This is a genomic window from Streptomyces sp. NPDC043427 (assembly GCF_056436655.1).
In genome coordinates this window covers 53,868-67,451 of sequence record NZ_JBWKCC010000034.1, presented here as the reverse complement: position 1 = coordinate 67,451, position 13,584 = coordinate 53,868, and the positions used below count along the sequence as shown (strand labels likewise).

Here is a 13,584-nt window from a genome sequence, read left to right as displayed (position 1 = left end):
CACACGATGCGTTTCGCGACATACGAGCACGAAGGCGCCGAGCGCGCGGGTGTCGTCCGGGATGGGGTGATCCACCCGCTGCCGGACGGCACCACGGTGCTGTCGCTCCTGGAGAACGGGACGTTGCGGGAGGCGGGCGAGCGGGCCCTGGCCGGGGACGGCGGTCCGCGGGTCGAGGACGTCCGGTTGCTGCCTCCGCTGAAGCCGCCGTCGATCCGTGACTTCGTGGGCTTCGAGGCGCACATCGAGGGCGTCTCGAAGGCCCTGGACGGTCTGGAGCACATCCCAGAGGAGTGGTACAGGGCACCGAACTTCTACTTCACGAACCCGCACGCCGCCTACGGCGCCCACGACGAGGTGCCGGTCCCGGCCGGGTGCTCGGTGCTCGACTGCGAGCTGGAGGTGGCCGCCGTGATCGGCCGGCCCGGGCGGGACCTCACGCCCGAGCAGGCCGGGGACCACATCGTCGGCTACCTGGTGTTCAACGACTGGTCCGCCCGTGACCTGCAGAAACCGGAGAAGAACCTCGGGCTGGGTTTCTCCAAGGGCAAGGACTTCGCCAACACCCTCGGCCCGTTCCTGGTGACCGCGGACGAGGTGGAGGACCGCAGGGACCCCGACGGGTTCCTCGACCTGGAGATGACCGTCACCGTCAACGGAGACCTCATCGGCCGTGACACCCTCGCCAACTGCTCGTGGACCTTCGAGGAGATGATCGCCTACGCCAGCCGCGACACCTGGGTGCGCCCGGGAGACCTGCTGGGCTCGGGCACCTGTGGCTGGGGCGCCCTGGCGGAGCACTGGGGCCGCAACGGCGAGCGGACCCCGCCCCCGCTCACCCCGGGTGACGTGGTGACGCTGACCGTGGAACGGCTCGGCAGCGTGTCCAACCGGATCGTGCCGGGCCGCCAGGACGTCTACCTGCCCCGGGCCCGCAGGCGCGGGCGTACCCCGCGGCCCTGAGCGCGGGAACCGTAGAACCACACGTCCACGGGCTGCTGCGGCGGACCGCACCAGCACCACGGGTGGCGTCGCGAATGTTATCCGTGGCACCGATGGCTGGTATGGATCTCGGTGACGGCCGCACGCCACCCCTTCCGTGTCTGATTGCTCCCGGTTAAGCTCACCGCCCTGGTTAATCCCGCGTTTCGGCGCTCGTTCGGTGACATTGCCGGAAGGGGACTCGGATGGGGCTCGGAACGATCGACCTCAACCTGCTGGTGGCGCTCGAAGCGCTGTTGCAGCAGAAGAACGTCACCCGGGCGGGTGAACGCCTGAACACGAGCCAGTCCGCGATGAGCGGCTCGCTGGCGCGGCTGCGCCGACACTTCGACGACGAGCTGCTGGTGCGGGTGGGCCGGGAGTACGAGCTGACGCCGCTCGCGGAGCGCCTCCTGCCCGTCGTGCAGGCGTCCCTGCAGAAGGCCGAGGAGGCCCTGTCCCTGACTCGTCGGTTCGATCCAGCCACCAGCGACCAACGGTTCTCCGCCGTCATGTCCGACTACATGATGACGGTGATGGTGGAGCCGCTCCTGCGGGTCATCGGGCAGGAAGCGCCGGGCGTGCGCATCGACTTCCACCCCACGCCCGGACAGCTGGCGAGCGAGACGCATCTGGCCTGCCACGACGTGCTGATCGCGCCGCTCGGCTACGGGGTGCCCGGGGTCAACGAGGCTGTGCTGCGCGACCGGTTCGTGTGCATCGTCGACCCGGACAACCCACGGCTGGTGGACGGACGGCTGAGCCTTCGGGACCTGGCGGAAATGCCGCACGCCGCGGCCGGATTCGCCAAGAGCCCCACCCCGTCGGACCGTCAGCTGGAGGTGCTCGGGATCACTCCGAGGATCCAGGTCAGCACCCCGGGTTTCAGTGTCCTGCCGTTCGTGGTGAGTGGCACCGATCTGGTGGCGATGGTGCCGGAGCGGCTGGCCCGCCGGTACGCGGGCTTCGCGCACTGTGCCGTCGTACCGGCGCCGTTCCCCGACGAGCTGCCGCTGGTCGAGGCAATGTACTGGCATCCCAAGCGCCATACGGACCCCGGGCACACGTGGCTGCGCGGCGTGGTCCGTCGTGTCGGCGCGGAACTGGCCGAACCCGGCATGCCGGCTCCCGCCGCCGGGGCATCGGCGACCGGCGCTGCCGCCGTTCAAGCCATGGCGGCTCCGGATGCCAGCCATCGGCAACAACCGTTTCCGCATCTCGTCTCCGCTTCCTAGCGTGAGTCCCGTGCCGGGTACGGCCGAGTGCCCGGACGGGACACAGGCGGGAAACAGGAGGAAGCCGTGAGTCGAAGGCGTCTGGAAGGCCGAAGCGTTGTCGTCACCGGTGCCGCTCGGGGCCAGGGTGCCGCCGAGGCGGAGGCCGCGGCCCGCGAGGGCGCCACCGTCTTCGCCACCGACGTCCTCGGCGAGGACGGCGAGGCCCTCGCCGCCTCCCTGACCGCCCAGGGCCTGGACGTCAGCTACCGGCACCTCGACGTCTCCTCACCCGACGACTGGGCCGCTCTCGCCGACTGGCTGGAGGCACTCGGCCGTCCCCTGCACGGCCTGGTCAACAACGCCGGTGTGCCGGTACGCGCGCGGCTCGGCGAGGTCGACGTCGCCGACTGGAACAGGGCCTTCGCGGTCAACACCACCGGCGCCCTGCTGGGCATGCAGGCCATGGCCCCACTGATGCGCGAAGGAGGCTCGATCGTCAACGTCGGTTCGGTCGCCGGCCTCGTCGCCCACCACGCGGTCGCCTACACCGCCAGCAAGTGGGCACTGCGCGGACTGTCGAAGGTCGCGGCGCTGGAGCTGGCTCCCCGGGGGATCCGTACGAACATCATCCACCCCGGATACATCGACACACCGATCATGGCCAACGCCAACCCCGTGTTCGTGAAGGCGCATCTGTCGATGACGCCCATGAACCGGGCCGGGGTCCCCGAGGAGGTGGCACCGCTGGTGGTGTACCTCCTCTCCGATGAGTCGGCGTACGTCAACGGCGCCGAGATCACCGTCGACGGGGGATTCTCGGCACACGGCGGCACCAAGGCGTTCACCGACGCGCTTGACGCCGTGTAAAACCCTCCGCATTTTTCCGCCTCTGACGCCCTGCGGTGTTTTCCGCACCGGGCGGCGGGCTGCGCTGTGCCCTTTTCCGGCAGCGCGCCGATTCATTCACCACGCTGATTTCATTCGTTCGCTGAAAGGTGAGCTTTATGAGCTGGATCTCTCGCCGGGTCGTCACCGGTCACGACGACAACGGAAAATCGGTGTTCCTCTCGGACGGACCGCCGCCCGTGGTGCGGACCGCACCGGACGGCGCGGTCTTCCACGAGCTGTGGAACACCCGCGAAACGCCGGCCCGTATAGACCCTGACGAACCGGAGCCGACGCAGATCTCCCTGACCGTACCGCCCGACCCGAACGGGACGAAGATCAGGATCAACGAGTTCCCACCGGGTGCCGTGTCACCGATGCACCGTACGCAGACCGTCGACTACGGCATCGTGCTGCAGGGGGAGGTCGTCCTGGTGCTCGACGACACGGAGACCGTGCTGCGGCCAGGGGACGTGGTCGTACAGCGGGGCACTGATCACCGCTGGGAGAACCGCTCCCAAGCGGTTGCCCACATGGCGTTCGTGCTTGTCGACGGCGAATTCTCCGGCCAGCTCAGGAAGCGGCTTCCCGAAGGAGTCATGGAAAGCCTGCTAACGGATCCGAATCACCCCTGACATCGCTGTCGAGGCAGCCGCGGATCAGCAGGAGCGCATGCATCATGTTCCGCGATGACATTCATGCTGATTCGCAATTTCCCTTGCAGCCGCGCACTGTGTTCAATTCCAGCAACCACCGGCTCCGGAATGGCAATGCTGCCGTCACCGCTCCCCAAGGAGAACCGTGTCAGAACAAAGGCGTTCACTTCCAAGACTTGCCCTCCCCCTGATCGTCGCGGCGATCACCGCCATCACCGCCGCCTGCGGCGCCTCCCCAAGCACCTCGGCCGGCGGGTCCTCCGACTCCGGGACCTCCAAGGAGGCGCGCGCCGCCCTGGAGACGGCCTTCAAGGGCGCCACCGGCGACTTGCCGGAGGTCACCGCGAAGCCGAAGGCAGGGGTGAACCTGTGGGTCATCTCCTGCGGCCAGCAGCAGCCCGGATGTGTGGAGCCCAGCGTGGCCGCCATGGCGGCCGGCAAGGCCGCAGGCTGGAAGACCAAGCTCTGTGACGGCAAGCTCAACCCCGGCGGCTGGGGGGCCTGCATCCGGCAGGCGATCAGCGCCAAGGCCGACGTGATCGTGCCCGTGGGCATCGACTGCCCGGCCGTCCAGGGCCCCCTCGGCGAGGCCAAGAAGGCCAAAATCATCACCATCGGCAACGGCGGCATGGACTGCGACGTGGTCGGCGGCAAGAAGCTGTACTCCGCGGTCACCACCCCCCTCAAGGGCATCACCCTCGCGGACTACCGCGCTCGGATGGGCGCGCTCCAGGCCGACTACGTCATTGGCAAGACCAACGGCAAGGCGAAGGTGCTCCTGGTCAACTTCACCGACCCGATCTGGGGCCCGATGATCACCAAGGGCTTCCGTGACGAGCTCAAGAAGTGCTCCGGCTGCGAGGTCGTCAAGCAGCTCGACGTCGGCAACCAGGACCTCGTCAACAACACGCTCGGCTCCAAGTTCTCCTCCGCCCTCCTCGGGGCGCCGACCGTGAACGCGGTCGCCTTCCCGATCGACGGCTGGCTGCAGGCGGGCATCGGCCAGGCCATATCCTCCTCCGGACGGAGTGCCCAGCTCACGGTGGTCGGCAACTTCGGCGACGCGGCCAACGCCGACGTCATCCGCAGCGACGGCGCGCAGGACGGCGACGTCGGCTACTCCTCGAAGCAGCTGTCGTGGGCCGCCATCGACGACGCCGTCCGGCTGCTGGCGGGCCAGAAGCCCGCGGAGTCGGCGGGCGTCGGCCTCGTCGGCATCGACGCCGACCACAACCTGCCCAAGAAGGGCAGCTCCTACGAGCCGCCCGTCGACTACGTCAAGCACTACACCACCGGGTGGGGGAAGTAGTGAGCCGCCCGTCCGGCACGGCACTGCGGATCACCGGGCTGACGAAGCAGTTCGGCGGTACCACGGTGCTCCACGGCACGGACCTCCAGGTTCGTGCCGGCACCGTCCACGCGCTGCTCGGCGGCAACGGCTCCGGCAAGTCCACCACCATCAAGATCCTCGCCGGCGCACACAGCGCCGACGGCGGCACGATCGAGGTCGGTGGGCAGAGCTGGGAAGCCCGGCACTTCTCGGCCGCCACCGCACAGGCGGCCGGGCTCCGCTTCGTCCACCAGGACCTCGGGGTCTTCGACGACCTCACCGTGGCGGAGAACATCGCGCTCGCCTCCGGCTGGCCCACCCGGGCGGGCGCCCGGATCAGCTGGAGGGCGCTGCACGACCGGGTCGCCGCACTGCTGGAGCGGTTCGAGATCGACGCCGACCCCCGCGCCCCGCTCGGCACTCTGCGCCCGGCCGCCCGCACCATGGTCGCCATTGCCCGGGCACTGCAGGAGACCGACCGGGACGACCTCATCCTGGTCCTCGACGAACCCACCGCGAGTCTGCCCGAGCACGAGGCGAGCTTCCTTCTGGAGTCCGTGCGCCGGCGTGCCGACCAGGGGCAGACGGTGATCCTCGTCAGCCACCGCCTCAGCGAGGTCATCGCCGTCACCGACGACTACACCGTGCTGCGGGACGGCCGGGTAGCCGGCACCCTCGTGGACCACCGCCCCACGGAGTCCGAACTGGTGGAGCTCATCGCCGGGCGCGCACTGGACGAGGCCGTGCGTCCGACCGTGAGCACGAGCCGGCCCCACCCGGTGCTCACGGTCACCGACCTGACCGGCGGCCCGCTCAGTGGCGTCGACCTCGAGGTGGGCGCAGGTGAGATCGTCGGCGTCGCGGGCCTGCTCGGCTCCGGCCGCACCTCGCTGCTGCGCACCCTCTTCGGCGCCCATCGGCCGACCGGCGGCACCATCGAACTCGACGGCGCCAGGGTGTCCTTCACCGGCCCCGGCGATGCGATGCGCGCCCGCGTCGCCTACGTCCCTGAAGACCGCGGCGCTGACGCCGCGTTCCCGGACCTCCCGCTGCGGGCCAACCTGTCGATGTCGGTGCTGAGCCACTACTGGCGGCGCTGGCGCCTGGACCAAGGGGCCGAACGCAGCGACAGCCAGGACCTCGTGAGCCGCTACGGCGTGAAGGCACCTTCCGTCGAGGCGGCGTTCAGCACCCTGTCCGGCGGCAACCAGCAGAAGGCCGTACTGTGCCGCTGGCTGCGCCGCGACCCCCAGCTGCTGCTCCTCGACGAGCCCACCCAGGGCGTGGACGTGATGTCCCGCGCCGACATCTACACGGTGGTCCGCCGCACCGCTGCCACTGGGTGCGCGGTCCTGGTCGCCTCCTCCGACCTGGAGGAACTGGCAGCCCTGTGCGACCGGGTCCTCGTGCTGCACCAAGGCCGCGTCGTCACCGAGGCCGACGGCGAAGGGCTCAGTGCCGACCGCCTCGTCCACCTCGTCCAGCGTTCACCGTCCCTCACCTCCGGAGCAAGGACATGACCATGAGCGGTGTTACCTCTTCCGCACCCTCGCCCCCGCCGCCCCCGTCGTCGGCGAAATCCGAGAGGTCCGAGGTGACGGAGTCGACCCGGCGCACCCGGCGGCCCGCCCTGTCGCCGGGCCGGCTCGCAGAGCGGTACACCCTTCCCGCTCTGGCCGTATCCGTGGCGGTCTTCTTCAGCCTCTACCCGCCGAGTGCCGCGGTCTTCCCGACCTCCGCCAACCTCAGCGTGGTGACCGGCAACCAGTCGGTCATCGCCCTGCTGGCACTGGCCGCCCTCGCGCCGCTGGCCGCCGGCTACTTCGACTTCTCCCTCGGGGCGAACGCGGCGACCAGTTCCCTGGTGTGCGCGGCGCTCATGGCCCGCCACGACGTGGGCGTCGTGCCAGCGATACTCGCCGCGGTGGCAACGGGCGTGCTCATCGGACTGGTCAACGGCGTCATGGTGGCCCGGTTCCAGATGAGCTCGTTCATCACCACCCTGGGCAGCGCCACTCTCCTCGGCGGGGTCATCCAGTGGTATTCGGGCGGCCAGACCATCAGCGCGGGCGTCTCGCCCGCCCTGCTCGACTTCGGCTCCCAGCAGTGGCTGGGTCTACCCCGCGTGGTGTCCGTCGTCGTCGTTCTCGGTGCCCTGATGTGGTATCTGCTGGGCCACACTCCATACGGGCGGGCCCTGTACGCGATGGGATCCAACCCCAGGGCGGCGAACCTGGTCGGCATCCGCGTCCGGCGCAACCTGCTGCTGACCTTTGTCATCGCCGGAGCGCTCGCGGGGATGGCCGGCGTCGTGCAAACCGCCCGTGTCGGCGGAGCCACCGCGGACAGCGGCACCAGCCTGCTCTTCCCCGCTTTGGCCGCGGTCTTCCTGGGCGCGACCGCGATCGAGCCGGGCCGGTTCAACGTGCTCGGCACGATGATCGGCGTGGTGTTCGTCTCCGAGACCGTCAGCGGCCTCACGCTGGCCGGTGCCAGCGACTGGGTCGACCCGGTCTTCAACGGCGCCGCGCTCCTGCTGGCCGTGGGCCTGTCCACCTACTTCGGTCGCAGGCGGGCCGCCGGAGCCGCCGTCTAGCGAGGTGGCTCCGGCGGCTGGCCGGCTACGGAGGGCGCCAGCGGCGGTGCCAGGGCAGAGCCGCCGGGTAGGCGTCCTCCTCGTCGGCCTGCTCGAGAGAACCGATGACGGTGGCAGTGATGGCCGCCAACTGCTCAACCTGTTGGGGGCTGAGCGCGGCGGACGGCGGCGACATGGCCCGGGGCCGCGCCGGTCAGCAACGCCATGCCTTCCTCGGTGAGTTCGACCAGCTGACCGCGCCGTTCGGCCGGGTCGTCCCGGCGCCGTACGTAGCCAGCGTGCTCCAGGCGGATCACTGCGTGCGTAAGGCGACTGCGCGTGAATTTGAGCTGCTCGGCGAGCACGGACATCCCCAGCGTGTGGTCGGGGCGTGCGGACCCCAGGAGACTGTAATCCGTATGCGTCACGCCGGCGTCGCGGCCGTAGCTGCTGATCGAGGTAGTCGCTCAGCAGCGTCGAGCAGTCGATGAGGTCGATCCGGGCTCGCATCTCTGCTCATCCTCAAGGAGTGCACGCTCCCGCTCATCGGCGCCACCAGGCAACAGCCCGACGCAGCCACTACCAACGACGATCCGCCGACGGACCCACTCGATAGATCACAAAACCGCACTGGAGTACTAATACTCCAGCAGCGTTTCGCTATCTGGCCTGGTCAGAGGCATCGCCGGGAGTGTAGTTGGCGGATGGCCTGTCAGGGGCGGTCTTGCCGGACCGCCCCTCCAACGAGTGGCATCGTCGCCGGTAGTGGCAGTGCCTCGCGACGGCCTGACGCCTGCGCCGCCACCGTGACCAGCTGATTGCGTGGACGCGGAGCGGTGAGCGGGGCCGGTATGCGAGGCCAGTTGCCAGCAGTCGGCGGACTTCCGCCACGGTGAGCGGAACCAGGGTGGAACCGTTTCTGCATCCCCCTTTGCCGCCGCCTGTGCCGCCGTGACCGCGAGAAAAGCGTGCGCGAGCATGGCCAGGGTGACGTGCCGCATCCAGCCGACGTAACGGCGGACCTCGTACTGGTCCAGGCCGCACTCGTTCTTCGCGGCCTGGAAGCACTCCTCGATCGCCCACCGGCGCCCTGCAACGCGCACGAGCCGGTCGACGTCGGTGCCCACCGGCGCGTATCCGAGGTAGTAGGCGATCACATCGGGTCTGCTGATACTGCGCCAGGCCAGCGCCCAGCGGTGATGGGTGGGCCGCTCACCGTCGAAGTCCTCGATCGGACAGGGGCGGCGAGCATCGGTTCCGGCAGAGTCCGCGTCACAGCCCAGGCCTTCCACTCAGCCCGCCCGTCGGCAAACCGAGTGCGCGTACGCACCCGACTACCGGCCCGACCACGGCAGGTCAGCGCACTACAACACCTCGCCGGGGGCTGTGTGCTGAGCTCCTGGCGCACATCCAGGTAGCAGCGCAACCGGACACTGGCTGCCCCGATCCCGTGTCGTACGGTCTGACATCGCGGTCGCCCACCCTCCGCAACGGATCTCACCGAACCCGGCGGTGCCGCCGGTACGGCCGAGAGAGCTGAACCAATACCGGGAATCAGGCGGCGACGAGTTCCTGCTCACGGTCCGGCGTTTTGACCTTGGGCTTCTTGTTCGGCAGCGAGAGCCGGAAGACCTTGTGCCACGCGGAGAACACCTGCTTGGGCAGCGGGCCGGTGACGTACTCCAGCTCGTACTTCTCGAACAGCGCGCGCACCTTCACCGCGACCTCGGCGTACCGGTTGCTCGGCAGGTCCGGGAACAGGTGGTGCTCGATCTGGTGCGAGAGGTTGCCGGTCATGAAGTGCATGGCCTTGCTGCCGCTGATGTTCGCCGAGCCCATCATCTGGCGCAGGTACCACTGGCCGCGCGTCTCGTCCTTGATCGACCGGCGCTCGAAGACCTGTACGCCCTCGGGGAAGTGCCCGCACATGATCACCGAGTGGGACCAGATGTTGCGGACCAGGTTCGCGGTGAACGTGGCGGCGAGCGTGGGGAGGAACGACGGGCCCGACAGCAGCGGGTGGATCACGTAGTCCTTGAGCACCTGCTTGCGGATCTTGCGGCCCACGGCCTTGGCCCGCGCGCGGAACTCCGGGTTCTTGCGGCGGCGCTTGTGCAGGTTCTTGCCGAGCTCCAGGTCGTACGCTGCGATGCCGTACTCGAAGAAGCAGGCGTTGATGAAGTTCCACAGCGGCTGGCCGAGGTGGAACGGGTGCCACTTCTGGTCCTCGTCGACGCGCATGATGCCGTAGCCGAGGTCGTTGTCCTTTCCGATCACGTTGGTGTACGTGTGGTGCAGCTCGTTGTGCGAGTGCCTCCACTGCTCGGACGGCGAGACGTGATCCCATTCCCAGGTGGTGGAGTGAATCTTCGGGTCCCGCATCCAGTCCCACTGGCCGTGCAGGACGTTGTGGCCGATCTCCATGTTGTCCATGATCTTCGCCACGGACAGCCCGGCGGTGCCGAGCAGCCACGCGGGCGGGAAGAGCGAGAACAGCAGCACGCCCCTGCTGACCAGCTCGAGCTTGCGCTGCGCGGCGATGACCTTACGTATGTAGGCGGCGTCTTTCTCGCCGCGGCCGGCGATCACCTCGTCGCGGATCGCGTCCAGCTCGCGGCCCAGCTCCTCGATCTGCTCCGCGGTCAGGTGGGCGGTGGGGTCGATGGCGGTCAAGGTGCTCCTACCGTTCGATGTCGCAGGGGCCCGCCGCGGCGGACACGCAGGTCTGGATGAGGACGCCCGGCTCGGCCTCGGTGATCTCGCCGGTGCGCAGGTCGCGGACGGCGCCCGCCTTGAGCGGCGTGACGCAGCCGAAGCAGATGCCCATGCGGCACCCGGAGGGCATGAGCACGCCTGCCTCCTCGCCGATGTCCAGCAACGGCGTGGCGCCGTCCGCGTCGACACTCTTGCCGGTGGCGCTGAACGTGACCTCGCCGCCGTCGCCGGCGACGACGATGCTGGGGCGGAAGCGTTCGGTGTGCAGGCGCTCTTGGACGCCGTGCTCCATCCAGTGCTCTTCGGCGGCGTCGAGCAGGCCCGCGGGCCCGCAGGCCCAGGTCTCGCGCTCGGCCCAGTCGGGCACGAGTTCGTCGAGACGGGCGATGTCGAGCATGCCGTCTGTGTCGGTGTGCACCTCGGTGAGCCGTAGCTTCTTGTCCGCGACCAGGTCGTGCAGTTCGTTGCGGAAGATCACGTCTTGCGGCTGTGGCGCGCAGTGGACCATGACGACGTCGTCGAACTCGGTGTCGCGCAGCATGCCCATCACGGGCGTGATGCCGCTGCCGGCCGTCAGGTAGAGCACCTTGGCGGGCTTGGCCTGCGGCAGCACGAAGTCACCGGTCGGCTGGTCGAGCTGGATCAGCGTGCCCGGTTTCGCCCTGCGGACCAGGTGGTTGCTGACCTTGCCGTCCGGGATCGCCTTCACGGTGATCGTGACGCGGCCGTCCTGGCGGCTTGTCGGCGAGGTGAGGGAGTAGGCACGCCACAGGCGCACCCCGTCGACGTCGACCCCGATCCGCACGTACTGACCGGCCGTGTGGCCGCGCCAGCCCCGTCCCGGCCTGATCAAGATAGTCGCGGCGTCACCCGTCTCGGGGCGCACGGCCTCGATGCGCCCACGCAGGTCAGCGCCCGCACGCAGCGGGCTGACCAGGTCGAGGTAGTCCGACGGCAGCAGCGGCGTCGTGACCATCTCCAGCAGTTTCCACGCCCTGCTGCGGAGGGCTGCACTCGTCATGACTCCAGCTTGCTGCGCCTCAAGGCGTAAAGTCCTGACCGCAGGACGTAAATCTGGCCGGCAGAATTGTTCGTAGGGAACAAAAACGTGAGCCATGCAATCCGGAGGGCCAGTGAACTGGCCCTGGATGAGACGACGGTCACCGCACTTCGGGCCGCGGTGAAGACCACCGCCGAGGAGGTCGTCCAGGCGATCATCGACGAGGTCCCCTCCTACGCCAACGCCCTTTCGGGCAGCATGGGCGCCACCATCCGCCGAGCCGTCCGAACCGCCCTGGGGCACTACCTCGACCTCGCGAGCGGGAAGACCACAGGCGGCGACGGCGGTGACGCGGCCTACGAGCTGGGCCGCGGCGAGGTGCGCGACGGCCGTTCCATGGACGCCCTGCTCAGCGCCTACCGCGTCGGCGCCCGCGTGGCCTGGCGATGCCTGGCAGCGGGTGCCGTTCCCGCAGGTCTGCCCGCCGCCGAGGTCGCCAAGTTCGCCGAGCTGACCTTCGCCTACATCGACGAGCTCTCTGCCGCGAGCGCCGCGGGCCACGCCGACGAACTGGCCGCCCAGGGGCGGGCCCACGAGCGCCACCTGGAACACCTGGCCCGCGACCTCCTCGCCGGCGCGAGCCCGGACGTGCTGCTGGCCTCTGTTCAACGGGCCGGGTGGCAGCCTCCGATTTCGCTGACCGCGGTCCTGCTGCCCGCCGCCCAGGCTCGGCCTGCCTACCGCGCGCTCGACCCGAGCACCCTCGTCCTCGACGATCTGCCGGACGCCACCGGTGTGCTGCTCGTCCCCGATGCCGACCGATCACATCTCTTGCGGCAGCTGACCGACCGCACCGCCGTGGTCGGCCCGGCCCGGCCATGGACTCGTGCGTCGGCCTCGTACGCACGAGCCGTACGCGCGCGCTCCCTCTCCTCTGATATTCGCGACACCGAGGATCACCTGCCCGAGCTGGTGCTGAGCGCCGACGCGGACGCGTTCGCAGACCTGCGTTCCCGAGCCCTCGCACCGTTGCGGACCTTGCCTGTCGCGACCGCGCGGCGGCTGGAGGAGACGTTGCGGGCGTGGCTGCTGCACCAGGGCAGGCGGGACGAGGTGGCGGCGGCGTTGTTCGTCCATCCCCAGACGGTCCGGTACCGGATGTCGCAGCTGCGGGAGCTGTTTCCGGATCTCGCATCGCCACACCGGGTCCTTGAACTGACGCTGGCGGTCGGTCTTCGGGTCAGCTGACGCGTACTTCGACCGTCCACGACCGCCTCCGCGAGCGGTTAAGGAATCGTGCCTCGTTCCCGGTGCCATCAGCTGGCTCATGCGGCCCGGGGGAGAGCGGTATGAGCCAGCTGAGACCGGGGGTTGATGCGAAGACCAGACAAGGCCTCGGGAAGCCTGTCGGGGGCGCTGTCTCTGAGAAGCGCGGTGGCGGATACGGCTCGACTGGACCGGGTGGACGATGCGCACCGGCCCGCTCGTCGACGCGCCCATCGAACATCTCGTCGGTGATCTGGGCCTCTATGCCCTGAAAGCGGCTTTCGTGTCGTCGTGGAGGGCGCCGTCCTGGCACGAGCTGACCCACAGGCGCGCGGCGGGCTGCAGCCGGGTGACCGGCGGGGCAGCCAGGCCGGGTCACCAGGGGCGAGGGGCCGGGCCGCTCGCGCCGGGGACCACCGTGGTTCTGCGACGGCCCCGTGCCTCCCTTCGGCAGGTCGGCCGGACGACCGGCCGGGCCGGCCTGGCACACCGCGCGAGGGATGATGGGGATGAAATGACGGAACGTGAGGTCAGGAGCTTCCATGGCGAAGCGGGTTCACCGACCCCGTGAGGACGCGGAGTTCAATTTCATCCTCAAGATGAGCGGAGTTCCGGTCCTCGCATACTTCACCGGGACATGGCCCAAGGCAATCGAGCCCTGCCGGGTGATGGACCTCGTCGTGGGTGCCGTCGCCGACGACTACGCGGGCCGCCTGACGGCCGTCCGCACCGACATCACGCGTTGTCCGGCCGCAACCGAGCGATACGGGATCACCGGAGCCCCGTCCTGCGTCCTGCTGAAGGAGGGAGAGGCGGTGGCACACGGCACGGGGCCTATGACCATCGCCGAGGTACGGAAGTTCCTGGACGGCCACCTCTGAGCGGCCGCTGCGGCACGTGGCCGCGACGCCCGTCACGTCTCGTCCATGGGAGCTGCGCCGCCTGAGACACCTTGGAGC

Annotated in this window: 12 protein-coding genes and 1 pseudogene; 9 read left to right on the top strand and 4 right to left on the bottom strand. The window is 69.3% G+C overall.

Annotated features, from left to right (window positions below):
- The first annotated feature begins 6 nt into the window (after positions 1-6).
- From AC067M_RS37910 to AC067M_RS37880, 7 genes are all read left to right on the top strand, one after another.
- On the top strand, positions 7-963 hold the full coding sequence (locus tag AC067M_RS37910; protein WP_077004375.1) for a fumarylacetoacetate hydrolase family protein: 957 nt from the start codon (positions 7-9) through the stop codon (positions 961-963).
- Positions 964-1,187: 224 nt separating this feature from the next.
- A complete protein-coding gene (locus AC067M_RS37905; RefSeq protein ID WP_478701561.1) occupies positions 1,188-2,216 on the top strand; it encodes a LysR family transcriptional regulator in 1,029 nt (342 codons plus the stop codon).
- A gap of 66 nt (positions 2,217-2,282) precedes the next feature.
- Positions 2,283-3,065, top strand: a complete 783-nt coding sequence (locus AC067M_RS37900) for an SDR family NAD(P)-dependent oxidoreductase (RefSeq protein WP_362936641.1) — start codon at positions 2,283-2,285, stop codon at positions 3,063-3,065.
- A gap of 137 nt (positions 3,066-3,202) precedes the next feature.
- Positions 3,203-3,718 carry a cupin domain-containing protein gene (locus tag AC067M_RS37895; protein WP_362936638.1) on the top strand — a complete coding sequence of 172 codons (516 nt, stop codon included), beginning with the start codon at positions 3,203-3,205 and terminating at the stop codon, positions 3,716-3,718.
- A 166-nt stretch (positions 3,719-3,884) separates the two neighbouring features.
- Positions 3,885-5,048 (top strand): sugar ABC transporter substrate-binding protein, encoded by a 1,164-nt coding sequence (locus tag AC067M_RS37890; protein ID WP_478701560.1) that lies wholly within the window; start codon positions 3,885-3,887, stop codon positions 5,046-5,048.
- Positions 5,048-6,589 carry a sugar ABC transporter ATP-binding protein gene (locus AC067M_RS37885; protein ID WP_478701559.1) on the top strand — a complete coding sequence of 514 codons (1,542 nt, stop codon included), beginning with the start codon at positions 5,048-5,050 and terminating at the stop codon, positions 6,587-6,589. The genes AC067M_RS37890 and AC067M_RS37885 overlap by 1 nt, the downstream gene beginning before the upstream one ends.
- Positions 6,590-6,663: 74 nt before the next feature.
- A complete protein-coding gene (locus AC067M_RS37880) occupies positions 6,664-7,665 on the top strand; it encodes an ABC transporter permease (RefSeq protein WP_478701558.1) in 1,002 nt (333 codons plus the stop codon).
- Between the two features lie 134 nt (positions 7,666-7,799).
- Here the strand turns inward: AC067M_RS37880 and AC067M_RS37875 are convergent, their stop codons facing one another.
- From AC067M_RS37875 to AC067M_RS37860, 4 genes and pseudogenes are all read right to left on the bottom strand, one after another.
- Positions 7,800-8,015, bottom strand: coding sequence for a MarR family winged helix-turn-helix transcriptional regulator (locus tag AC067M_RS37875; RefSeq protein ID WP_478701557.1), 216 nt, complete (start codon positions 8,013-8,015; stop codon positions 7,800-7,802).
- Positions 8,016-8,549: 534 nt separating this feature from the next.
- Positions 8,550-8,837 (bottom strand): annotated as a pseudogene (locus AC067M_RS37870) (IS701 family transposase); the annotation flags it as partial.
- A 361-nt stretch (positions 8,838-9,198) separates the two neighbouring features.
- Positions 9,199-10,317 (bottom strand): fatty acid desaturase family protein, encoded by a 1,119-nt coding sequence (locus AC067M_RS37865; protein ID WP_478701556.1) that lies wholly within the window; start codon positions 10,315-10,317, stop codon positions 9,199-9,201.
- Between the two features lie 7 nt (positions 10,318-10,324).
- Positions 10,325-11,380, bottom strand: a complete 1,056-nt coding sequence (locus AC067M_RS37860; protein ID WP_478701555.1) for a ferredoxin reductase — start codon at positions 11,378-11,380, stop codon at positions 10,325-10,327.
- A gap of 87 nt (positions 11,381-11,467) precedes the next feature.
- Between AC067M_RS37860 and AC067M_RS37855 the strand changes: the two genes are divergently transcribed.
- Positions 11,468-12,607, top strand: a complete 1,140-nt coding sequence (locus AC067M_RS37855; protein WP_478701554.1) for a PucR family transcriptional regulator — start codon at positions 11,468-11,470, stop codon at positions 12,605-12,607.
- 560 nt (positions 12,608-13,167) lie between these two features.
- Complete coding sequence (locus AC067M_RS37850; RefSeq protein WP_478701553.1) at positions 13,168-13,506, top strand: thioredoxin family protein; 339 nt, start codon at positions 13,168-13,170, stop codon at positions 13,504-13,506.
- The last annotated feature ends 78 nt before the right edge of the window (positions 13,507-13,584 follow it).